Origin of the sequence: Pseudoalteromonas piratica, assembly GCF_000788395.1 — a bacterium.
GTDB lineage: Bacteria > Pseudomonadota > Gammaproteobacteria > Enterobacterales > Alteromonadaceae > Pseudoalteromonas > Pseudoalteromonas piratica.
This window is the reverse complement of sequence record NZ_CP009888.1, coordinates 1,504,296-1,526,126: the sequence shown is the minus strand read 5'-3', so window position 1 is coordinate 1,526,126 and position 21,831 is coordinate 1,504,296. Positions and strand designations below refer to the sequence as shown.

Here is a 21,831-nt window from a genome sequence, read left to right as displayed (position 1 = left end):
AACAATTGCACCCGATGAGTAGATTTGGCTTAAGAGACTGGATAATACTATTAACCTTAGTACCCACCTTAGCGGTTGGTATTATTCTTGGCAGTTATTTTACCTTAACTCGCTATCAAGAACTTAACGATTTTCTCGTTGAACAAGGCCGAACAATAGCAACCCCTTTGGCAAATGCCGTTGAACATGCACTCAATGAAAACAACGTCGCCGAGCTAAAGCGCGTTATCAGTGATACTCACAATCAACATGCCCCACTGATCAAATCCATCGTTTTATATAATGCACAACATCAACTCATTCTAACGAGTAATTATTATCCCGAAATAGAGCTTTTAAAATTCGATAATGGCAATGCCTTGCCAAAACAACTTTATATTAAACAACTAAAACACAGCATTTTATTTTCACTTCCGATTTTCGATAAAAGCACCCTTTCTCAAGAAAGCTTATTAATTTCGCAAGACTTGCCTATAAAAGCTTACATTAATCTTGAAATAAGTACTGACAGAGCAATCATTGCAAGACAAAGTGCAATGTTGTTTAGCATCATTATGATAAGCCTCGCTATTGCAATTGGGTTAGTCATTGCATTTCGTTTCACAAATAAATTAAGCGATCCAATTAAAAAACTAGTGTTTGCCGTCGATCAACTAAAAAGTGGTGAACTTGATACCAATTTGCCGCAACGCATGACCGGTGAATTTGAGATTTTAAGACGTGGTCTAAATGATATAGCTGAAAATATGGTGACGCAAAAAGATGAGATGCAAAAACATATTGATCAAGCCATTAGCGACTACCGTGAAACACTGGAACAATACGAAACACAAAATATAAAACTAAACTTTGCCAAACGCGAAGCGCAACGAGCAAACCAGGTAAAATCAGACTTCCTTGCGAAAATGAGTCATGAGCTCAGAACGCCGCTTAACGGGGTGATTGGGTTTACTCGCCAATTATCTAAAACACCGCTCAATAAACATCAAAAAGACTATCTAGATACCATCGAATTTTCAGCTAAAAGTTTACTCACCATTATCAGTGATATTTTGGATTTCTCTAAACTTGAAGCGGGTGCGATGGAGCTTGAGCACATTCATTTTCAGTTGCGAGATACCATCAATGAAGCCCTGACTCTGCTAGCTCCCAATGCGCATGATAAGAAAATAGAACTCTCACTATATATTGCTAAGGACATTTCAGATCATGTAATTGGTGACCCGACTCGCTTTAAACAAATATTAATTAACCTTATTAGTAATGCCATAAAATTCACCGAAAATGGCAGTGTGACAATTGATGTTACAGGTCGCATGCTTAGTGATTACAAACAAACCCTATTAATTTCTGTCAAAGATACAGGTATTGGTATTGATGCCAATAAGCAAGACTCGCTCTTTTTAGCCTTTGGGCAGGCAGATTCAAGCATTACCCGTAAGTTTGGAGGCACAGGCCTTGGTTTAATTATTACTAAGCATTTAGTGGAAGCTATGGGCGGTAAGATTTCGTTAAATTCGGCTATTGGAAAAGGCAGCTGCTTTACCTTTAATGCAGAACTTGAGATTCCGAAGCACCAATATGCTGTAGACTTACCACTTGCGCCACTTGAGCAAAAACGTATTCTATTTTTCGAACCTTTCGAGCATAGTTTTGAAGCAGCTGTTGAGTTGCTCGAAAGCTGGCAATTAAATGTCACCCCGTGTACTTCACTCGGTGAACTTGAAGACGCTTTTAGCCAACCGTTTAACTTTGATATTGGCTTACTTGCGATTGACATAGACCCCAATGATTTACAAGCATGTCGCGATTTAATCAAACGATGTCGAGAAAAATGCGATTATCTATATGTGCTGGTTAATACCATTTCTCATAGCTATCGTGAAGTCGTGGTTAACGCAGGTGCCGATGCGTGTTTGTCGAAGCCAATGAATCATCGCAAATTATGCCACACTCTCGCTGCGCCTTACCGGTTAGATCACCCCACAATCAGTACACCAACGAACACCGACGAAAAGCTACCACTTAAAGCCCTTGTAGTAGATGACAATGACGCGAATCTGCGTTTAATGTGTGCCCTTTTACAAGATAAGATCGAAAGTTTTGACACTGCGCATAATGGTGCTCAAGCAGTAAGCCTTGCGAAAAGTCGTAAATACGATGTGATATTACTCGATATTCAAATGCCGATTATGGATGGTGTCACTGCATGTAAATTGATTTTAGAGTCATCTCTCAATGAGCAAACGCCGATAATCGCGGTGACCGCTCATGCACTGTCCAGCGAAAAAGAATCTTTGTTAAGTAGCGGTTTTACCAGCTATTTAACTAAGCCTATCGATGAAGAAATATTAATGAAGACCATTGCCGAGTTCGGTTCAAAAGATTACCAACCCAAAGTGCAACCCGCGAAACTAATCAGTAGCGAACCACCATTTGAAAGTATGATGATCGACTGGCAACTAGCCCTTCAACGTGCTGGGGGTAAGGAAGATCTTGCCAATGAAATGCTCAGCATGCTGCTGTTGAGTATTCCTGAAACACAAAAGTTAATTAGTGAAGCATTTGCCGAAAATAACAATAATGAGCTACTCAGTATTATTCATAAATTCCATGGCGCTTGCTGCTATACAGGTGTTCCTAAGATTAAAGCTTTAGCAGAAACTATTGAAACCGCATTAAAGCAATCGCAAACAGTAAAAGACATTGAGCCTGAAATATTTGAGCTACAAGATTGTTTATCGGGACTAATGCAAGATGCAGGGGCAATACAGAATGTGGAATAAGGTCTTTATCTTTAACCAATGCCGAAGATAAAAGCGAGAACGTCTGTCTTAAATCTTTTCTTATAACTCCAGTACTGTCGCTGCTTCTAAGAGCAGCGACAAAGAAATTTTAGCTTTACACTAGGCTTAGCTAAAACTCCTCACTGAAATAACTTACATTCTTGCTTCGAGCATCAAGCGCTTCATGTCTGAAACGGCTTTTGCTAAACCATCAATCGCTGCACGGGCAATGATTGCATGGCCAATATTAAGTTCGTAAATTTCTGGAATAGCAGCGATTGGTTTTACATTGTGATAATGCAATCCATGACCTGCGTTTACTGTTAAACCTAGGCCCGCTGCGTATTTACAACCCGCCGCAATACGAGCTAACTCTTCATCACGCTCTTTATCAGTTTCAGCGTCTGCATAAGCACCCGTGTGAATTTCAACAAACGGGGCTTTTACGCGTGCACAGGCATCAAGTTGCGCGTCAATTGCATCAACAAATAATGAGACCTTAATACCCGCCGCACTTAACTTTGCAACAGCATCAGCTATTTTTGCTTCATTGCCAATCACGTCTAAGCCGCCTTCAGTCGTTAGCTCTTCACGTTTTTCTGGCACTAAACACACATATTCTGGGTTTACTTCTAACGCAATGCCAATCATTTCATCAGTAACGGCCATTTCTAAATTCATACGTGTTTGAATGGTTTTTGCCATAACATAAACATCGCGGTCTTGAATATGACGGCGGTCTTCACGTAAGTGAATGGTAATACCATCAGCACCTGCATGCTCTGCAACCGTTGCAGCGTGAGCCGGATCAGGAAACTGCGTGCCACGGGCTTGTCTTAATGTGGCGATATGGTCAACATTGACCCCTAATAAAATATCTTTCATAAATTAAGATCCAAATAATTCTCTGCTTTTCAGTTTTTTATACCCTAAAAGCGGATTAAGTAAGTAGCGTGCCAGTTGCTTTGCTAATGTGCGCGTTAGCTTATCAGAAAAATCTAACTGTGCAATTTGTTGAATTTGCTTGCCGCTTAAGCCACGTTTGCTGCCACGCAAAGATAGCCAACCAAGTTCATTTTGATACTGGTAATACGTATCATCTTTTAATTCGGAGCCATGAGCATCAAAAGAAAAATCAAGCCCCACCCCTAACGCTTCCAACAATTGAAACTCAAATGAACGTAAGATGGGTTCGTAGTCTTCATCATTAACTAACTGTGTTAAATGTTGATGATATAACTCATATATTTCATCAAGAGGTTCATTGACTGGCGTTAACCGTGCGGTTAATTCATTTAGATAAAATCCACAATACAAGGCTTTGTTTTTGAGTGAAACAAGGCCTTCTAACTCGTATTGGTTTAAGTATTTGATATCGCCATTACCAGCGTATTGAACGGTAAGTCGGCTAAATGGTTGAAGATTAGCTTTTTGTTTGACGCTATTACGGCCCTTCACACGAGCCAGCAAGCGGATATGACCAACACCTTGTACCAACAAGTCCAACATTAACTGCGAGTCGCTAAAAGGACGTGAATGCAGTAAATAAGCTGGCACAAAGTGTTGCATTGATTAGGCCTTAGTCTTCACCATAGCCTAAGCTGCGAAGCGCGCGTTCATCATCAGCCCAACCTGACTTAACTTTAACCCAAAGTTCTAAAAATACTTTGTTATCAAGCATATCTTCAAGATCTTTTCGGGCTTCACGACCGATCACTTTAAGCTTTTCGCCTTTGTTGCCAATAACCATGCGCTTTTGCGTTTGACGTTCAACTAAGATTAGGCCGTTAATTTGCCAAACGCCATTGTCCATCCATTTAAACTGTTCAATCTCAACGGTTACAGAATACGGAAGTTCATCACCCATAAAACGCATTAGCTTTTCACGAATAATTTCTGCCGCTAAAAAGCGCATTGAACGATCGGTTACATAGTCTTCAGGGAAGTAAAACTCACATTGTGGCAAAGTATTGTGTACATGCTGTTTTATTTGCTCAACACGTTTGCCGTGTTTCGCTGAAATAGGGATCATATCAAGGAAATTACCTTTGGTTGCCAGCCACTGCAAATGTGGTAGTAACTCTTCTTTTTCCTTAACATTATCCTCTTTGTTGATTGCAAGAATCACAGGCACGCCGCTGCCCATTACTTTAGTCAACACCATTTCATCGTCGTCAGTCCAACGTGTACCTTCAACGACAAAAATAATCAGTTCTACATCACCAATTGAGCTTGATGCTGCACGGTTCATTAAACGGTTGATCGCACGTTTTTCTTCACTGTGAAGGCCTGGAGTATCAACATACACGGCTTGGTATTTACCTTCAGTGTGAATACCCATAATACGGTGTCGAGTAGTTTGTGGCTTACGTGAGGTAATACTCACTTTTTGCTCAACCAAGCGGTTTAACAAGGTTGATTTACCCACATTTGGGCGACCTACAATTGCCACCATACCACAGTGAGTGTCAATTGGTGTATCTAGTGCTTCTTTATCAAGCGTCATCTTTAATCATCTTCAATGCAAGTTCAGCTGCCTTTTGTTCTGCTTTACGACGCGAACTTCCTTTAGCTACTACTTGAGGTTTATTCTCAATTAAGCACTCAACAGTAAAGACTTGGTTATGTGCTTGGCCTTTGGTATCTATTACATTATAGCTAGGCAGAGGTGTTTTGCGGGCCTGCAAATACTCTTGTAGCAAAGTTTTAGGATCTTTCTGGTTGTGACCTGGAGTAATCGCTTGTAATCGTGATTGATACCAATTGAGTACTAATTCACGACATGTTTCAATGTCTGAATCTAAAAATACAGCACCTATAATTGCTTCCACGGCATCAGCAAGCGTCGACTCACGGCGATAACCACCGCTTTTCAACTCACCAGGACCTAAACGAAGAAAATCGCCTAGTTCAAATTCCACACCAAACTCCGCCAATGTCTGACCGCGTACAAGCGTCGAACGCATGCGGCTTAAGTCACCCTCACGGGCTTTTGGAAATTGATGATACAAAGCATCAGCTATAACGAAGCTCAAAATCGAGTCACCTAAAAACTCAAGGCGCTCATTATGAGCACCTCGGTAACTTCTATGGGTCATTGCTTGCTCTAGCAAGCGAACGTCGTTAAAGCTGTAACCTATCTTCTTAAATAATAAGTTTACGTCTTTAGTCATTATTAACTTTCAAAAAATTATTGAATTTTGCCAAGGCGCTCAAAACGCACACCGGTTGGCACCCAAGACGGTAATAAACTGTCTTCGTCTTCTGAAAAAGTAAAGCTCATCCAAATAAACACAGCTTTACCCACTAAATTTTCTTTTGGCACAAATCCCCAGACACGGCTATCTTGGCTGTTATCACGGTTATCACCCATTGCAAAATAATGACCTTCAGGTACACGCCATTCATCCTGCGCGGTCCCCGCTTGTTGGTAGTAACGACCAGATAACTCAGGCATTGCCGGGTTAATTAAAATATCGTGTGTTAAACCCGAAAGCTGCTCGGTTGCGCGAATTTGTGGAATACCCGCTAAGCTAAACTCACCTTGATTTATTAACTCGCGTTCCATTTTATTAAACTGGCCACAAGTTAAACCTTGGCTATCAGTTTGCCCAGCGTCGCACTTTGGTTTGATATAAACTTCTTTATTGCGGTAAATAATGGTATCACCCGGTAAACCAATTACGCGTTTAATAAAATCGATTTTATCGTCTTCTGGGTACTTAAATACAAATGGGTCACCACGTTCAGGCGTACCTACATCCATCAATTGCGAACGCCAAACAGGGTCTTTTACACCATAAGAATATTTTTCCACCAGAATAAAATCGCCTTTTAACAAGGTTGGCATCATTGAACCTGATGGAATTTGAAACGGTTCATACAAAAACGAACGGAAAATGGTGATGGCGGCAACCATAGGAAAAATCGATTGCGCTGTTTCTGCAATAGAATGCTGCGGCGCAATTTGTTCGATCACTTCTTCGGTTAACGGCACTTGGCTTGAGCCCTGCGCGATTGCAATACGCTCTTTACGCTTTGGCGCGTAAACTAAGTGGTCGATTAACCAAATCAGGCCTGAACCTAAGGTCAACAATACTAGGAATATTGAAAAATAACCCGCCATGTAATTAACTCCTTACTTACCCACTTTCAAAATGGCTAGGAAGGCGTCTTGAGGTACTTCAACATTACCGAGTTGTTTCATACGCTTTTTACCTTCTTTTTGTTTTTGTAATAGCTTTTTCTTACGTGATACGTCACCACCGTAACACTTCGCGATTACGTTTTTACGAAGCTGTTTAACAGTTGTACGTGCAATTACGTGACCTCCGATAGTTGCTTGAATCGCAATATCGAACATCTGACGTGGAATCAGCTCTTTTAATGCTTCCGCTAATTGACGACCACGAGACTGAGAAGCATCGCGGTGACAAATGATTGCCAGTGCATCAACGCGATCACCGTTAATAAGAATATCAACGCGCACCATGTCGGCTGGTTGGAAATGCTTGAAGTTGTAATCAAGTGACGCAAAACCACGGCTGGTTGACTTCAACTTATCAAAGAAGTCCATCACCACTTCACCCATAGGTAATTCGTAAGTCACTGCCACTTGGTTACCGTGGTAAGCCATTTTCGTTTGTACACCGCGTTTTTCAATACACAAGGTAATTACGTTACCAAGGTATTCTTGTGGTACAAGGATGTTTGCTTCAACAATTGGCTCACGAATTTCGTCAATATTACCAACCGGTGGTAATGCAGACGGGTTATCGATATGAATAACATTACCGCCCTTTTCAACAATCTCATACACTACCGTTGGTGCAGTAGTGATTAGATCCATGTCGTATTCACGTTCTAGACGCTCTTGAATAATTTCCATGTGAAGCATACCCAAGAAGCCACAACGGAAACCAAAACCAAGTGCTGTTGAGTTTTCTGGCTCATAGAATAATGAAGCATCGTTCAGGCTTAGTTTAGAAAGCGCATCACGGAAGTTCTCATATTCATCCGAAGAGATTGGGTACATACCCGCATAAACTTGCGGTTTCACCTTTTTAAAACCTGGTAGTGGACCTTCTGCCGGCTCGCGCTGTAGGGTAATGGTATCACCTACAGGTGCACCATGGATCTCTTTGATACCTGCAATAACAAAACCTACTTCACCTGTTTTTAAAATACCGGTGTCAGTTTGTTTTGGTGTAAAAATACCCACTTTATCAACAATATGAACCTGACCATTTGACATGATCTGGATTTTGTCGCCTTTTTTCAGTTCACCGTGTTTGATGCGCACAAGTGATACAACACCCTGGTATGGGTCAAACCATGAATCGATAATTAGTGCTTGTAGAGGCTTTTCTGGTTCACCTTCTGGTGGTGGAATATTTTTAACAATGTCTTCTAAAACCGCGTCAATACCGATACCTGTTTTTGCACTACATTGAGTTGCACCAGTAGCATCAATACCTACGATATCTTCAATTTCTTCTGAAACGCGGTCAGGATCAGCTTGTGGTAAATCAATCTTGTTTAGAATTGGTAAAACTTCTAAATCCATTTCAATCGCAGTGTAACAGTTTGCAACTGTTTGCGCTTCTACACCTTGACCAGCATCAACTACTAATAGTGCACCTTCACATGCAGCCAAAGAACGCGATACTTCATAGGTAAAGTCCACGTGTCCTGGTGTGTCGATAAAGTTTAATTGGTAAGTTTCACCATCGTTAGCTGTATAGTTAAGCGTTACACTTTGCGCCTTAATGGTAATACCACGTTCACGCTCAAGCTCCATTGAATCCAATACCTGCTGTTGCATTTCGCGATCAGATAAACCACCACAGACTTGGATTAAACGATCCGATAACGTTGATTTACCGTGATCAATGTGGGCAATAATAGAAAAGTTACGAATGTGCTTCATATGTTGGATTCAATACTTCTAAATAATTAGGGTTCAAAATCAAAACGCCGATTTTACCCTTAATTTGGGTTAATCACCATTAATTTGCGTGATTGGTAAGCTGATTGGGTGGATTTTTTTTATTTTAATACGATTTTTTAACCCTTTTTGCTTTTCTTTTGCCAATATAAAACCAACATACCCGCCAATTATGGCAAACAAAACTTGCCATAGTTCAGCCAATACAAATACGTTTGTAGACACAATTGTAAAGATCAGAGCAAGTAACAATGGCACCATATAGGTCAAAAGCGACATTTTAATGACATGCGAGTCATCCAAAGCTAGATCAACTTTTTGACCTACTTCCAGCCGCTCTTTGCTTTCAATTGTGAGTTCTGAGCGCTTATTAGCAAACAGTTTTGCAAAAGTTAGCGACCCACACTTTCCATCACAGCCGCTACATGCCTGAGGTTTGGGTAATGCAAAAGTGACCAAAGTGTTCTCCACTTTGGCCACTGTAAACGTTTTTTCAATCATATAAGGTGATATTTTGTTTATCTGTTAATTCAGTTGAACTGAATGCAATGCTTTAATGGGCTCGCTTTACCGATTCTGCCACTAGTTTAGCAGTCATTGGTGGTAGTTGACCAATCACAGACACCTCATAACCTGCGGCTTGATGAATAAATACTGTAGTAGCTCCAGCAGAAAGCGCTTTGCTACGGCCATTACTGGCAAGAGGTCTTTGTATAAAAACGGATACTTCGATCAAACCGTCACTATAAAGATAATAATCTGCCAATTCGCCATTTAAGTTTAACGTTTGGCGTTCAGATTTGATCAGCGCGAAACCTGCTGGCATCGCCTCAATCTGCCATGTTTCAATGCTGTTATCATCTGATGCTGCTGCCACTGGCGCTGGTAAATTTTGCTGACTCATTTCGATAAGTTCAACACTCGGCTGCTCACTGAAACTCACGTTGGTCATTTGTAATTGTTCAACAATTTCGCCTGTTGCTGACACATACGCAGTTTTTAACGGCAATTTTGACTGACCATCTAACCAAAGCCAGTAGTTAAACTTACTTTGGTCTTTTGACTCAATTCTTACTAATTGCGCAACTCGGCCAGAAATACGTGACTTCCCACCCAAAGCAAAATGATAATGTGGTTCTAAATCTGAAATGTCATTAAAGATAACACTCGGGATTGGCCCTGCCAGCGATGAGCTGTATAAAGAGTAAGGCGTATTTTGAGGCTCGAAATAGGTAACCACATTACCCACACGGAGCATTTCAACACCTGCTCCATCAAGCAAACTTAAGTGCTCTAATTCAGTGCCATTGTAATTTGCATGGCGCCATGCATAAGGCTCGATATTATTGCGCCCCTTAACAACAACAAATGAGGCGGTAAAGTTACTTTTTTTGACCGTTTCGGCCATATCTAATAATAGCTGCTTGGCTTCATTAGGTTCAGAAGCAAAGCTTGGCAACGCAACTACAAGCCAAGCTAAGACAACGAATAGTCGCATTGATTAGTTGTTCTCCGAATCGTCTTCTTTCACTTTTTCTGCTTGGGCAATACGCGACTGCCTTTGGTGCTCAATTAAAAGCGCACCTAAGCGTTTTTCTTCTAGTTCCTTTAAACCTTTTTGTGCGGTTTCAAGCGCAGGTTCAGTAGAATAGCTAACAGGCGTTGCTGTACCACCGAAAGGAATCGTTTCTAAATTTTGAATTTGTGGCTCTGCATTAATGGAATCGGTACTTTGTGGTACGGTTTGCACACCAATTACCGCAACTGCTGCAACACTTGCTGCGATAGCAAGTTGTGCAAACGGTTTTTTCCAATTCGAGATGGCTACTGTGTTTTGTTGCGTTGTAACATTGGCATCTTCAGCGAACGGTTCTTGGTTATATGTTTCTTCTTGTTCTAATGCTAACGCGACCTGATCTGCGATATCGATTTGAATTAGCGATTGACCCTCACCACGCATAACATCACCAATCAGTGAATAACGCGATGCTGCGTGTTCTAATTCATCACCCAAATGCCGGCTTTCAAGACTCTGTTCATCGTCAAACAAAGCCGATATTTGTTCTTTTCGTTTCTCATTCAAATTAGTCATATAAGCGACCTATGCATTATTTAATATTGGGTCAAGTCGATTGTCGATTGCCTCGCGAGCTCGGAAAATCCGAGATCTGACAGTCCCTACAGGACAGTCCATAATCATGGCAATATCTTCGTAACTTAACCCCTCTAATTCGCGTAATGTAATTGCTGTTTTAAGATCATCTGGTAAACCATCAATAGTCTTAAAAATTACCTGTTTAATTTCATCACTTAGTAACAAGTTTTCGGGTGTAGAATTACTTCTCAATGCATCTGCACCATCGTAAAACTCTGCATCATCCGCATCTACGTCATTCGCAGGTGGACGGCGTCCCATTGACACTAAGTGGTTTTTAGCACAGTTAACCGCAATACGATAAAGCCATGTGTAAAACGCACTCTCACCTCGAAAACCAGGTAATGCGCGATATGCTTTTATAAACGCTTCTTGTGCTATATCCGCAACATCTCCATGGTTAGAGACATAACGTCCAATTAAGTTCGCAACTTTATTCTGATATTTTTTAACAAGCACATTAAATGCGTTTTTATCACCTTGCTGAACTTTTCTTACTAGCGCTAAATCCAAATCCTGCTCGCTCATTCGAGCCGGTACTCCTCTTGTTTATAGTCTTTCTCTTGTTCCCGAGAATAAATTCACAATATAGGACTCTAGGGTTATGAAAAAGTTCGATTCATTTTATAAAAAACTTAATTAACTGACTTTAACACCTTTTCTAATGCAAAATTAGCACAAAATAAGCTTATCGCTATAAATCGAAGTTATTTCCTCATTTCCTTACTATTAAGTGCAATTTTTGTCTTTTTATCATTGTGCTAATTGGTGTTAATATAGCGCTTATAACTCAATAGCATTGTAAAGTGATACTTGTATGACAAATACACCACAATTAACAACCGATGTTGTTATCGTAGGCAGTGGTGCAGCAGGCTTAACTTTGGCCCTCACGTTAGCAAATTACTGCAACGTAACTGTATTAAGTAAAGGTCCATTAACCGAAGGTTCAACCATGTATGCCCAAGGTGGCATTGCAGCAGTGTTTGATAAAGAAGACAGTGTTGAATCTCATGTTGAAGACACCCTCGCCGCTGGCGGCGGATTATGTGACCGAGATGCAGTTCACTATACAGCAAGCAATGCAAAAACCTGTATGAAATGGCTTATTGAGCAAGGCGTGCCATTTGATATGGATAAAAATGCACTTGGTAAAGAACGTTACCACTTAACGCGTGAAGGTGGCCACAGCCACCGCCGCATTTTACATGCCGCCGATGCAACAGGGAAAGCAGTTCAAACCACACTTATCGATCGTGTTAAAGAGCACAAAAATATTCAATTGCTTGAAAGATATAACGCTATCGATTTAATTACCGATGAAAAACTAGGTCACTCGGGTAAACGCTGCCATGGCTTATATGTTTGGAACCGCTTATCGGAACAAGTTGAAATCATTAATGCTCGTTTTGTGGCTCTTGCAACGGGTGGTGCAAGTAAGGTTTATCTTTACACTTCAAATCCAGATGTTTCCAGTGGCGATGGCATTGCAATGGCATGGCGTGCAGGTTGTCGCGTAGCCAACATGGAGTTTAATCAGTTCCACCCAACCAGTTTGTATCACCCTGAACTACAGAACTTTCTGATCACCGAAGCTATGCGCGGAGAAGGCGCATATTTAAGACGCCCTGACGGCACACGTTTTATGCCAGATTTTGATGAGCGCGCCGAACTAGCGCCGCGAGACGTCGTAGCCCGTGCAATCGACTATGAAATGAAACGCCTTGGCGCGAATTGTGTTTATCTGGATATTAGTCATAAAGATAAAAACTTTATTATCGATCACTTCCCGACTATCTATGCAAAGTGCCTAAGTGTTGGTCTCGACATTACTAAAGAAGCGATTCCAGTTGTGCCAGCAGCACATTATACCTGTGGTGGTGTAATGACCAATTTTAATGGTAAGACTGATTTAGATAACTTATATGCCATCGGTGAAGTTGCTTATACAGGCTTGCATGGCGCTAATCGCATGGCCAGTAACTCCTTACTGGAATGCATTGTATTTGCCCAAGCAGCGGCAAAAGATATTATTTCACAACTAGAACAACCCAATAGCCCTGTTACTATCCCGAACTGGGATGAAAGCCGCGTGACAAATTCTGACGAGGAAATTGTCATTACCCATAACTGGCACGAGTTACGCTTATTTATGTGGGACTATGTGGGTATTGTTCGCACCACCAAACGTTTAGAGCGTGCATTGCGTCGAGTTGAATTATTACAACAAGAAATTGATGAGTATTACACTAATTTCCGCGTTAGTAATAACTTACTCGAACTACGCAATTTAGTTCAGGTTTCTGAATTAATTATCCGCAGTGCACTAGAGCGAAAAGAAAGCCGCGGGCTTCATTACACGCTCGACTATCCTGAGCCAAAAGCAAATCCGGAACCTACAGTGCTTTTCAAAAACTAACGTTTTACTGTTGGTGATATACGGCTCTTAGGAGCCGTTTTTTATCCTGTTGAGATAATGCATTGAATAAAATTAACTGACTATTTTTAGCCGGTTTACGTTTAAACTTGATAATAACAAACCATTGCGTCACGATACTAAACGGACTGATATCACCAATTTTCTTTCCATCTTGGTAGCTTATAATAAATTGCTTCTCATCCACTAACAAATAACGTTCACTAACCAGCATTTTATTTAGCTGATAATAACAATAGCAACTGATACAGAGCAGAAAGGCTGTAACACAACAAATCGAAATCAGGTTGTTTGCGGGTAATAGTGCAATGGCGAAAATTGGAAGGTTAATGCCGATGTAAATACTCGGCATTAATTTGGATTGATTAACGTATATTCTAAACTCTGACACGATTAAGAATGACATTAACCATGTAATTTAACTCAGCGTCTTTGCACTCTTCGTGACCCATGAACCATGCAAACAGATCCGGATCGTCGGCTGTCAGTAAACGCTGAAAAATCGCTTTATCCTTATCACTTAACGCATCAAAGGCTTCATCAACAAATGGTCTCAGTAAAACATCCAGTTCCAACATACCACGGCGACATGCCCAACGTAATTTAGCCTTACTATCTAAATTGCTCATTTCATACCTCGTTAATTAGCGCTTGCTAATAGTAGCAAAAGCTAAGCATGCAATCATCAGGAATCTAAGTTAAAATCAATGCATTAATTTATAATGATATGGCAATTATGGTATTAGCAAATCGTATAGCTGAAAAAGTGATTGAAATTAGCGGTCAAGATAGAAAGTCTTACCTCCATGGACAAGTAACGCAAGACTTAAATTCGCTTAATGACAGTACATTTTTATGGTCTGGTCATTGTAATGCGAAAGGTAAATTATGGTCAGTACATAAGCTTATCGCCACACCGGAAAGCTTTTTACTACTTGCAAGTGAAAGTGAAGCAAATCAAAGTTTTGCTGAGCTTAAAAAATACGGTGTATTTTCAAAAGCTGAATTTGAATTGAGTGAATCATTAAATACTATCGGCCTGATTGCTGAAAACACACACGATATTGAATCACTATTATCAATCTCTTTTGCTGAAGCTAACTTAGTTAAATTCGAATTAGGCTATGCACTACATTTAGCAAATGGACTAGTAGAGCTGGTTGTTGAAACTGACAAACTTGCCACTCTTGAAAGTAAACTAACCATTGAAGATCACGAGAATGATTGGCTTGCTGCTACAATCAAAGCGGGTTTACCACGTTTAAGTTCAGACACATTAGATGAATTTGTGCCGCAAATGGTAAATCTACAAGCGATTGGTGGCATTAGCTTTAACAAAGGCTGTTACACCGGACAAGAAACGGTGGCACGCATGAAATATCTCGGTAAAAACAAACGTGCCATGTACAGTTTATTTGCAAAAGAGCAAACTATTGAAAATGCCAGCGAGCTAGAAATACAACTCGGTGAAAACTGGCGCCGCGCAGGTAAAATTACCAATATTGCAGTAACAGCAGAAGGCACGTATGTGCAAGCTGTATTGCCAAACGATACATCTGAGCAAGCTCAGTTTCGCATCAAAGATAATGAAGAGTCTCACCTTTGTGTGACACCTCTTCCATACACACTTGAAGATTAGGTTAGATATGAAAATTGCACAGCAAAAAGTGGTAAAACTGCATTATTCAGTAATGGATAAAGACAAAAATGCAATCGATAGCTCATTCGACAATGAACCGCTTGAGTTCATTATCGGTTCTGGTTTTTTGATCCCAGGCCTTGAAAATGCACTCATTGACAAGCAAGCAGGTGATACATTTACCGTAGACGTTGCGGCGAAAGATGGTTATGGCGAACGTCATGATGGCCTAATGCAAGCAGTGCCGAAATCAATGTTTGAAGGCATGGAAATTGAGGTCGGCATGCAATTTCGTGCAACGACTGATGATGGTGAGCAAACAGTGGTTATTATCGATATTCAAGACGAAGATGTCGTTGTCGATGGCAACCACCCTCTGTCAGGTATTGATTTAACATTTGATGTTGAAATACTGGATGTTCGAGATGCAACTGAAGACGAACTAGCCCATGGCCACGTCCACGGTGCAGGCGGTTGTGGCTCAGAGCACAAACACGACGAAAACGGTGGTTGTTGTTAATATAAGCAACCAAACAAAAATAGCGCTATTGAGCGCTATTTTTTTGTTTATCCAAGGCAGCAATTAATCCTTCTTGATCGTTCGTGCCAAGACGTATTTTCGTGTCATCTTGTAATACTAACTCTACCGCTTTAAAACCGTGCGCTGAATACACAAAACCATCATGACTTATACGTAAACCAATGCCATGACGCCACGAGTTTGTCACCGCCTGATACGAAACAATCTCTGACAATGACAGTGTTTGACCAAACCAACCAAACGCAAACCCCCACTTAATGGTATTGTCTTTCACAATCACCGTCATGCCATGAAACAAAAACGCGACTAAAAGCACAAATCCAGCAAATAAAAGTAAACCCGTAATTGGCCCAAGCAAATACACTGCGAGCAATGTGAATGAGAAAATCCACGTCATCAAAAATAAAATAGCCCAAGCTATTTGCTTATGTGAATACATTAAAATTGTTCCAAATTAGTTAAAACTAAATACAAAGGTAGCGCTTGTTTCAGCATCGTAATGCCGCTTACCCACCTCAGGCATTGTATTGTAACGATAAAGGTATGAAAACTTGAGACTCAAAGCACCGCTAATTTGGCTGACCAATGAGGTTTCAGATTTAATTCTTGAATTTAAACCACTTAAGGAATGTTCGGCACTGATATCTTGGTTAAAACGAGTACGCTTACTGACAATACGCTCCCATTGCAGCGCTAACCTCACTAAGTAACCAAGGTTTGACTGCTTCGACTCTGTTTCTTGGTAATTCAAACCCGGTCCAATATCTAAATCAATGGTATTTTTCTTACCTTCTAAAAAACGCCAACCATAACCAGTTGCAAAACTCGCCTGCTTTTCAATACCGCTAAATTTATCATATTCATAATCGCCGTATAAAAATAAAGACGAGTTACTTTCGTTAAGTAAATAGTTACTTTGTAAAGAGGTAAAATAACGCGCAGCCGATAAACTGCTTTCGTTCTCATTTTCTTTTTTTACTAGCGAGTCAAATTTCAGCTGATTTCGCCAATTACTGACATCTTGCATCAAATTAGATTTAAGTTTAGCACTCGAGGTATTGGTATTACCCGTAGTGACAATAAAACCTAGCTCAACATCGCCAAAAAATAGCCGTCCCTTATTTTCTTCATATCTATCATCAACAGGTGTTTCACCATAAATGGCAAAATCCTCGAACGGATCAGGATCACCAGCAAAAAGCTTACCGCAAAAGAATAAACAAATTAATACAACTGCCGAGCGCATGAATAACTCTTAAAACCTTTATCCACTTCTAAAATTGTTACGTTAACTAAATAAGATAAAAAAGTCCGCGTAGAAAATGTAATTTTACTTACCAAATTTATTTCTTACCGAGTAACTCTTCTTATTTCCAAAGAACGTGTACAAATGGGGCTGCTTTGTCACGACTAATCAATATTCTGGCAAATAATATATCTTGGTTTTCAAATTCCAAACCAACTAATACTTGAATATAAAGCTCTGGCTCAATTTCAAATTCAGTAAACTCTTGCCACGATTCATCAGGCTCACTTTCTTCAATAAAACCAAGATCTTCTCGATACTTGTTAAATTCAATAATGTCTTGTTCAGATAGGTTGTCAGGTGCCAGTTCTAAAAACACCTCGTACGCATGGTTGGTGGCTTCTTCAATGGTCCACAAATGATCTGCTTGTGTCATAAATTTGCTCAGGAATTTTTTTATTGATTATATCAAAACAAAAAAGGCAAAGAAGTGCTTCTTTGCCTTATATTTTTGTTAAATTATCGAGTTAATCATTCACTCGCGAGCTTTCCTTTCACTTTTTCTCGCATTGTTTGAATTAATGCATAGAAAATTGGAATAAGTAGCGTACCGAGAATTGTCGCGGCTAACATCCCTGCAAGTACAGTTAAACCTAAACTAACTCGGCTTCCGGCACCCGCACCTGTTGCAAATACGAGTGGCAATACGCCTAGTACAAATGAGAATGCCGTCATTAATACCGCTCTAAAACGCAACCTTGCAGCATTCAGTGCAGATTCAAATATACTGTGGCCGGCAGCGCGTTGCTCCATAGCAAATTCGACAATCAAAATAGCGGTTTTGGTAGAGAGACCAATCAACAATATTAAGCCAACTTGCGCATAAATATTATTGGCCATTCCCACAGCATAAAGCGCACTCATTGCCCCAAAAATAGCAAGTGGTACGGCAGCAATTACCGAGAATGGAATTGTCCAACTTTCATATTGCGCGACTAGGAATAAGTAAACGAAGATAATCGCTAAACCAAATAACAGTGGTGCTAAATTACCTGCCTGAATTTCTTGTCTCGTTTGTCCAGCCCAATCATAAATATAACCTGTCGGTAACTGTGCTGACAGCTCTTGCATCACCTGAATAGCCTCACCGCTTGAATAACCTGGTGCAGGCTGCCCTGTAATACTTGCACTGCGATACAAGTTAAAGTGATTTATGCTGGTTGGGCCTAAAATTGGTTCAAGGCTAGCAAGTGTTGTTAATGGCACCATCTCACCATTACTTGCGCGTACATAGTAATTATTTAAATCCGACGGATCTTTACGGTACTCGGTTTCTGCCTGAATTACTACCTGATAAGTACGGCCAAATTGGTTGAAGTCATTAATATATAACGAACCTAACTGTGCTTGCAGTGTGACAAAAACATCACTTAATGCTACACCTTGTGCCTTAGCTTTATCTCGGTCAATTTCAAGGAAGTATTGCGGTACATTCGCACGGAAAGTACTGAATACACGGCTCAATTCTGGACGTTGGTTCGCCTCATAAATAAGGCCATTCATTACCTGAGCAAGTTCAGATGGATCGCGACCTTCACTGTCCAGTAATCTGAATTCAAAACCCGAACTCGTTCCAAGTCCTGGAATTGGTGGAGGGTTAAAGACAAATATTTGCGCATCTGGCATCGCAAAAAGCTGCCCCATTAAGCGCGGAATTATTTGCTGTAAACCAAGTTCTGGCGCTGTGCGTTCTTCCCAATCTTTCAGGATAATAATACCTAATCCATTGTTAGAACCTGGGCCACCTAATAGCGAGCTACCTGCAACAGAAATAAAGTCTGTCACCGCAGGATCTGCCAAAATCACATCTGTAATTTTCGCCATCACTTCCGCGGTTCTACCACTTGCCGCTGCATCAGGCAGTTGCACATCAACAAATAAATAACCTTGGTCTTCAGCTGGAACAAACGCTGTGGGAACTGTTTTTGTTAACCAACCGGTTGCAGCAAAAAGCAACACAGTAACAACACCCACACGAGCAGAGCGCTTTAACAACCAGCTTACGCTTGAAGAGTACTTTTTGGTTGACGTTTCAATACCACGCTCAACAGGTGCAAGCCATTTTACTGGCTTCATCGCCTTTTCACTCAGTAATAAAGTACACAGCGCAGGGCTCAGCGTTAACGCATTTATCGACGAAATAAGTACAGCAAATGAAATTGTTACTGAGAACTGCTTATAAAGCTCACCGGTAATGCCCGGCATAAAACCAACCGGTACAAATACTGCCAACAGTACCAAGGTAGTTGCCACAATGGGCCCTGACACTTGTTCCATGGCTTTGGTTACCGCTTCTTTTATTGGCAGCTTTTCTTCTTTTAAGATGCGTTCCACGTTTTCAATTACAACTATCGCATCATCTACCACAATACCAATTGCCAGCACTAAGCCAAATAACGTAATGGTATTAATCGAATAACCCATTAGCATCATAAAAGCAAAAGTACCGACAAGCGAAACAGGGATAGCTACTGATGGAATAAGCGTCGCGCGCCAGTTTTGCAAGAATAAAAATACAACTAAAATAACCAAAGCAACCGCTTGGTAAAGCGTAACCACAACTTCATCAATTGAGCGATTAATAAACTCTGTGGTGTCATAAGGAATGCTGTAATGAAGGCCATCTGGGAAACGTTCCGCAAGAATTTCCATTTCTTTTTTAACATTTGCCGCCACTTCAGTCGCGTTTGCATCAGGTAATTGGTAGATAACTAAAAACGCGGTATCGTCACCGTTTAATTTAGCAGTAAAGCCATAAATTTTAGAACCTAGCTCAATACGACCAATATCTGATAAACGAACAAAATTGCCTTCATTAGTGGCACGAATAATCGTATCACCAAATTCATCAGGGGTTTTTAAACGGCCACGCGCTTGAATAGAGTACTCAAACTGTTGATTTTTAGGTGCTGGACTTGCGCCTAACTTACCCGCTGCAACAATTAAGTTTTGCTCTCTTAGTGCATTTTGTACATCTGCGACGGTCACTCCAAGCGATGCCATTTTATTTGGATTTAACCAAATACGCATCGAATACGTTTTTTCACCCATTACCTCAGCATTGGCAACACCCGGAATACGGCCCAATGGTTCAGTTAAATAGTTAGTAGCGTAGTTACTTAAGAAAATATCATCGAGGTTCTCTTGATCACTGTAAAGCGTGACACCCAAAAGCATATTGCTGGATTGCTTTCGCACCACAACACCTTGACGTTTCACTTCTTCCGGCAGTCCCGCCTCTGCTAATGCCACCCGGTTTTGAACATTAACTTGTGCCATATCATCGTCGGTGCCGACTTTAAAGTACACAGTAATCGTCGCTGTACCGTTATTCGCAGCTGTAGATTCAATGTAGAGCATATCCTCCACCCCATTGATTTGCTCTTCAATGGGCCGGATAACGGACTCTTCTACTACCTGAGCACTCGCACCAGGGTAAACGGCAGTCACTTGGATTTGTGGAGGCGTAATCTCTGGGTACATATTCACTGGTAACAGGTATAACGATATTAAACCAGCCAGTGTGATAACAATTGAAATAACCAGCGCAAATTTAGGCCGATTAATAAAGGTTTTACTAATCATCTAAATCACCTATTCAGCACTATTTGTGATAACACCGGTTATCGCATCAACATTTTTATCGATTGGATTAACTTCAACTCCTGGGCGTACCTTTTGCAGCCCTTCAATAATGATTTTCTCACCAGCTTTAATGCCCGAATTAACTACCCACATGGCATTAACACGACGGCCTAAATCAACATGTCGCGTACTTACTTTATTCGTTTCATCAACAACGAGTACAAATTTACCTTGTTGATTTTCTTGTACCGCTGCTTGAGGTACTAGCGCCATTTGCGATTTATTTTTACTCTCTGCAATCAACTTAACAAAAAGGCCTGGTAGAACAATCCCATTAGGGTTAGGGAACGTCGCTCTAAGCTCTACTGTACCTGTGTTACTGTCAATTTTAGTGTCTGCAAAATCGAGCATGCCCGCTTCTGCGTATTCGGTGTTGTTTGGCAGGCGAATTTTTAAATCGATTGGAACCTGATCAGGGCTTTGAATATTATGGTGCTCTTGTAAATAAGTGGTGTAAAGCGCTTCCTCAACTGAGAAATTAACGTAAATTGGATCAATCGACGTTATCGTTGCTAATACGCCACTTTGCGGGCTGATAATATTGCCTACATCAATATTTACGCGACCAATTTGGCCATCGAATGGTGCGCTAATTTCAGTGTAACTTAAATCTAACTTTGCTTTTGTCAGAGCCGCTTCACCGGCCTTAACAGCTGCTTGCGTTTGCGCAGCATTTGTAATTAGTTTGTCTAAATCTGACTGTGAGATAAATCCTTGTTCAGCCACTTCTTTACCACGCTTCAAGTCACGCGATGCACCTGCCGCACCGGCTATTTTTGACTTTAGATCGGCGTCATATTGTGCCACTAACGCTTGATATTCACTGGGGTCGATTTTCAACAAAAGATCATCTTTTTTAACTTTCGAACCTTCCACAAACTTACGCTCAATCAACTCACCTTGTACACGAGTGGTGATTTCAGCTTCTTTAGATGCTTGCGTGCGTGCTGTAAACTCTCGGTAAGTGCCTACTAAATCGCTGTTTACGGTGTAAACAGAAACGGCCGGAGCTGGCGCTTTTTGCACTACTTGTTCTTTACCACACCCAGTTAAAGCTATTGGCCCTAACAAGATACAACTAACAAACAGAGCCGATTTAGTCGGGCAACTAACCTTCTTAACTGTGGTTTTAAACATGTAACTCTCCCTTATCACAAATAGAGCAAATTTTTGGTTTCAGCTCGAAAGCCGAGTTTTTAGATAAATTCTTTTGATAATCAATCATAATACGACTGGAAATTAATTGTAATTTAATATTTTAATTTTAGTTAACTGACACTTAACTTGTTAAAAATTGAACACGAAGAAAGCCTGTTATTTTGCCTAAATAAAATGAACAGAGCGTGAAGTAACGCGCTTTACAGCAACTATATTC

General features: G+C 40.7%; 21 protein-coding genes. 4 read left to right on the top strand and 17 right to left on the bottom strand.

What is annotated here, in order from left to right:
- Nucleotides 1-14 precede the first annotated feature (14 nt).
- Complete coding sequence (gene barA / locus OM33_RS06920; protein ID WP_038640313.1) at nucleotides 15-2,786, top strand: two-component sensor histidine kinase BarA; 2,772 nt, start codon at nucleotides 15-17, stop codon at nucleotides 2,784-2,786.
- Nucleotides 2,787-2,939: 153 nt separating this feature from the next.
- On the opposite strand, the gene pdxJ is transcribed toward barA, so the two are convergent.
- The 10 genes from pdxJ to rpoE all read right to left on the bottom strand — a co-directional run bounded on the left by pdxJ (nucleotide 2,940) and on the right by rpoE (nucleotide 11,416).
- Nucleotides 2,940-3,671 (bottom strand): pyridoxine 5'-phosphate synthase, encoded by a 732-nt coding sequence (gene pdxJ, locus OM33_RS06915; protein ID WP_038640310.1) that lies wholly within the window; start codon nucleotides 3,669-3,671, stop codon nucleotides 2,940-2,942.
- 3 nt (nucleotides 3,672-3,674) lie between these two features.
- Nucleotides 3,675-4,355: a DNA repair protein RecO gene (recO, locus tag OM33_RS06910; protein ID WP_038640308.1), complete on the bottom strand. Its 681-nt coding sequence runs from the start codon at nucleotides 4,353-4,355 to the stop codon at nucleotides 3,675-3,677.
- A gap of 10 nt (nucleotides 4,356-4,365) precedes the next feature.
- Entirely contained in the window at nucleotides 4,366-5,292 is a 927-nt protein-coding gene (gene era / locus OM33_RS06905) for a GTPase Era (protein ID WP_038640307.1), read from the bottom strand.
- The gene (gene rnc / locus OM33_RS06900; RefSeq protein ID WP_038640305.1) at nucleotides 5,282-5,959 is read right to left on the bottom strand and encodes a ribonuclease III; all 678 of its coding nucleotides are present in this window, start codon (nucleotides 5,957-5,959) and stop codon (nucleotides 5,282-5,284) included. The genes era and rnc overlap by 11 nt, the downstream gene beginning before the upstream one ends.
- A gap of 17 nt (nucleotides 5,960-5,976) precedes the next feature.
- Nucleotides 5,977-6,912 (bottom strand): signal peptidase I, encoded by a 936-nt coding sequence (lepB, locus tag OM33_RS06895; protein WP_038640303.1) that lies wholly within the window; start codon nucleotides 6,910-6,912, stop codon nucleotides 5,977-5,979.
- A 12-nt stretch (nucleotides 6,913-6,924) separates the two neighbouring features.
- A complete protein-coding gene (lepA, locus tag OM33_RS06890) occupies nucleotides 6,925-8,715 on the bottom strand; it encodes a translation elongation factor 4 (protein ID WP_038640301.1) in 1,791 nt (596 codons plus the stop codon).
- A 69-nt stretch (nucleotides 8,716-8,784) separates the two neighbouring features.
- A complete protein-coding gene (locus OM33_RS06885) occupies nucleotides 8,785-9,234 on the bottom strand; it encodes a SoxR reducing system RseC family protein (protein WP_038640299.1) in 450 nt (149 codons plus the stop codon).
- Nucleotides 9,235-9,286: 52 nt separating this feature from the next.
- Nucleotides 9,287-10,231, bottom strand: a complete 945-nt coding sequence (locus tag OM33_RS06880; protein ID WP_038640297.1) for a MucB/RseB C-terminal domain-containing protein — start codon at nucleotides 10,229-10,231, stop codon at nucleotides 9,287-9,289.
- A gap of 3 nt (nucleotides 10,232-10,234) precedes the next feature.
- Nucleotides 10,235-10,825 (bottom strand): sigma-E factor negative regulatory protein, encoded by a 591-nt coding sequence (locus OM33_RS06875; RefSeq protein WP_038640296.1) that lies wholly within the window; start codon nucleotides 10,823-10,825, stop codon nucleotides 10,235-10,237.
- A 9-nt stretch (nucleotides 10,826-10,834) separates the two neighbouring features.
- A complete protein-coding gene (gene rpoE, locus OM33_RS06870) occupies nucleotides 10,835-11,416 on the bottom strand; it encodes an RNA polymerase sigma factor RpoE (protein ID WP_038640294.1) in 582 nt (193 codons plus the stop codon).
- A 289-nt stretch (nucleotides 11,417-11,705) separates the two neighbouring features.
- Here rpoE and nadB point away from each other — a divergent pair, with 289 nt between their 5' ends.
- On the top strand, nucleotides 11,706-13,307 hold the full coding sequence (gene nadB / locus OM33_RS06865; RefSeq protein ID WP_038640292.1) for an L-aspartate oxidase: 1,602 nt from the start codon (nucleotides 11,706-11,708) through the stop codon (nucleotides 13,305-13,307).
- A gap of 4 nt (nucleotides 13,308-13,311) precedes the next feature.
- On the opposite strand, the gene OM33_RS06860 is transcribed toward nadB, so the two are convergent.
- Together OM33_RS06860 and OM33_RS06855 are read right to left on the bottom strand one after the other, a co-directional pair.
- Nucleotides 13,312-13,539, bottom strand: coding sequence for a hypothetical protein (locus tag OM33_RS06860; protein WP_038640290.1), 228 nt, complete (start codon nucleotides 13,537-13,539; stop codon nucleotides 13,312-13,314).
- 163 nt (nucleotides 13,540-13,702) lie between these two features.
- The gene (locus tag OM33_RS06855; RefSeq protein WP_038640288.1) at nucleotides 13,703-13,954 is read right to left on the bottom strand and encodes an FAD assembly factor SdhE; all 252 of its coding nucleotides are present in this window, start codon (nucleotides 13,952-13,954) and stop codon (nucleotides 13,703-13,705) included.
- A 107-nt stretch (nucleotides 13,955-14,061) separates the two neighbouring features.
- On the opposite strand from OM33_RS06855, the gene ygfZ reads away from it, so the two are divergent.
- Nucleotides 14,062-14,964, top strand: coding sequence for a tRNA-modifying protein YgfZ (gene ygfZ / locus OM33_RS06850; RefSeq protein WP_052141057.1), 903 nt, complete (start codon nucleotides 14,062-14,064; stop codon nucleotides 14,962-14,964).
- 7 nt (nucleotides 14,965-14,971) lie between these two features.
- Nucleotides 14,972-15,484, top strand: a complete 513-nt coding sequence (locus OM33_RS06845) for an FKBP-type peptidyl-prolyl cis-trans isomerase (RefSeq protein WP_038640284.1) — start codon at nucleotides 14,972-14,974, stop codon at nucleotides 15,482-15,484.
- Between the two features lie 25 nt (nucleotides 15,485-15,509).
- On the opposite strand, the gene OM33_RS06840 is transcribed toward OM33_RS06845, so the two are convergent.
- The 5 genes from OM33_RS06840 to OM33_RS06820 form a co-directional block, all read right to left on the bottom strand.
- Complete coding sequence (locus OM33_RS06840) at nucleotides 15,510-15,944, bottom strand: hypothetical protein (RefSeq protein WP_038640282.1); 435 nt, start codon at nucleotides 15,942-15,944, stop codon at nucleotides 15,510-15,512.
- A 15-nt stretch (nucleotides 15,945-15,959) separates the two neighbouring features.
- A complete protein-coding gene (locus OM33_RS06835; protein ID WP_038640281.1) occupies nucleotides 15,960-16,751 on the bottom strand; it encodes a DUF481 domain-containing protein in 792 nt (263 codons plus the stop codon).
- A 121-nt stretch (nucleotides 16,752-16,872) separates the two neighbouring features.
- The gene (locus tag OM33_RS06830) at nucleotides 16,873-17,187 is read right to left on the bottom strand and encodes an HI1450 family dsDNA-mimic protein (RefSeq protein ID WP_038640279.1); all 315 of its coding nucleotides are present in this window, start codon (nucleotides 17,185-17,187) and stop codon (nucleotides 16,873-16,875) included.
- A gap of 95 nt (nucleotides 17,188-17,282) precedes the next feature.
- Nucleotides 17,283-20,396 (bottom strand): efflux RND transporter permease subunit, encoded by a 3,114-nt coding sequence (locus tag OM33_RS06825; RefSeq protein ID WP_038640277.1) that lies wholly within the window; start codon nucleotides 20,394-20,396, stop codon nucleotides 17,283-17,285.
- 9 nt (nucleotides 20,397-20,405) lie between these two features.
- On the bottom strand, nucleotides 20,406-21,593 hold the full coding sequence (locus tag OM33_RS06820; RefSeq protein ID WP_038640274.1) for an efflux RND transporter periplasmic adaptor subunit: 1,188 nt from the start codon (nucleotides 21,591-21,593) through the stop codon (nucleotides 20,406-20,408).
- Nucleotides 21,594-21,831: the final 238 nt, after the last annotated feature.

What these genes read in the sequence shown, in the direction of transcription:
- barA (WP_038640313.1), top strand. Translation starts at nt 15, where the DNA reads ATGAGTAGATTTGGCTTAAGAGACTGGATAATACTATTAACCTTAGTA.
- pdxJ (WP_038640310.1), bottom strand. Translation starts at nt 3,671, where the DNA reads ATGAAAGATATTTTATTAGGGGTCAATGTTGACCATATCGCCACATTA.
- recO (WP_038640308.1), bottom strand. Translation starts at nt 4,355, where the DNA reads ATGCAACACTTTGTGCCAGCTTATTTACTGCATTCACGTCCTTTTAGC.
- era (WP_038640307.1), bottom strand. Translation starts at nt 5,292, where the DNA reads ATGACGCTTGATAAAGAAGCACTAGATACACCAATTGACACTCACTGT.
- rnc (WP_038640305.1), bottom strand. Translation starts at nt 5,959, where the DNA reads ATGACTAAAGACGTAAACTTATTATTTAAGAAGATAGGTTACAGCTTT.
- lepB (WP_038640303.1), bottom strand. Translation starts at nt 6,912, where the DNA reads ATGGCGGGTTATTTTTCAATATTCCTAGTATTGTTGACCTTAGGTTCA.
- lepA (WP_038640301.1), bottom strand. Translation starts at nt 8,715, where the DNA reads ATGAAGCACATTCGTAACTTTTCTATTATTGCCCACATTGATCACGGT.
- OM33_RS06885 (WP_038640299.1), bottom strand. Translation starts at nt 9,234, where the DNA reads ATGATTGAAAAAACGTTTACAGTGGCCAAAGTGGAGAACACTTTGGTC.
- OM33_RS06880 (WP_038640297.1), bottom strand. Translation starts at nt 10,231, where the DNA reads ATGCGACTATTCGTTGTCTTAGCTTGGCTTGTAGTTGCGTTGCCAAGC.
- OM33_RS06875 (WP_038640296.1), bottom strand. Translation starts at nt 10,825, where the DNA reads ATGACTAATTTGAATGAGAAACGAAAAGAACAAATATCGGCTTTGTTT.
- rpoE (WP_038640294.1), bottom strand. Translation starts at nt 11,416, where the DNA reads ATGAGCGAGCAGGATTTGGATTTAGCGCTAGTAAGAAAAGTTCAGCAA.
- nadB (WP_038640292.1), top strand. Translation starts at nt 11,706, where the DNA reads ATGACAAATACACCACAATTAACAACCGATGTTGTTATCGTAGGCAGT.
- OM33_RS06860 (WP_038640290.1), bottom strand. Translation starts at nt 13,539, where the DNA reads ATGCTGGTTAGTGAACGTTATTTGTTAGTGGATGAGAAGCAATTTATT.
- OM33_RS06855 (WP_038640288.1), bottom strand. Translation starts at nt 13,954, where the DNA reads ATGAGCAATTTAGATAGTAAGGCTAAATTACGTTGGGCATGTCGCCGT.
- ygfZ (WP_052141057.1), top strand. Translation starts at nt 14,062, where the DNA reads ATGGTATTAGCAAATCGTATAGCTGAAAAAGTGATTGAAATTAGCGGT.
- OM33_RS06845 (WP_038640284.1), top strand. Translation starts at nt 14,972, where the DNA reads ATGAAAATTGCACAGCAAAAAGTGGTAAAACTGCATTATTCAGTAATG.
- OM33_RS06840 (WP_038640282.1), bottom strand. Translation starts at nt 15,944, where the DNA reads ATGTATTCACATAAGCAAATAGCTTGGGCTATTTTATTTTTGATGACG.
- OM33_RS06835 (WP_038640281.1), bottom strand. Translation starts at nt 16,751, where the DNA reads ATGCGCTCGGCAGTTGTATTAATTTGTTTATTCTTTTGCGGTAAGCTT.
- OM33_RS06830 (WP_038640279.1), bottom strand. Translation starts at nt 17,187, where the DNA reads ATGACACAAGCAGATCATTTGTGGACCATTGAAGAAGCCACCAACCAT.
- OM33_RS06825 (WP_038640277.1), bottom strand. Translation starts at nt 20,396, where the DNA reads ATGATTAGTAAAACCTTTATTAATCGGCCTAAATTTGCGCTGGTTATT.
- OM33_RS06820 (WP_038640274.1), bottom strand. Translation starts at nt 21,593, where the DNA reads ATGTTTAAAACCACAGTTAAGAAGGTTAGTTGCCCGACTAAATCGGCT.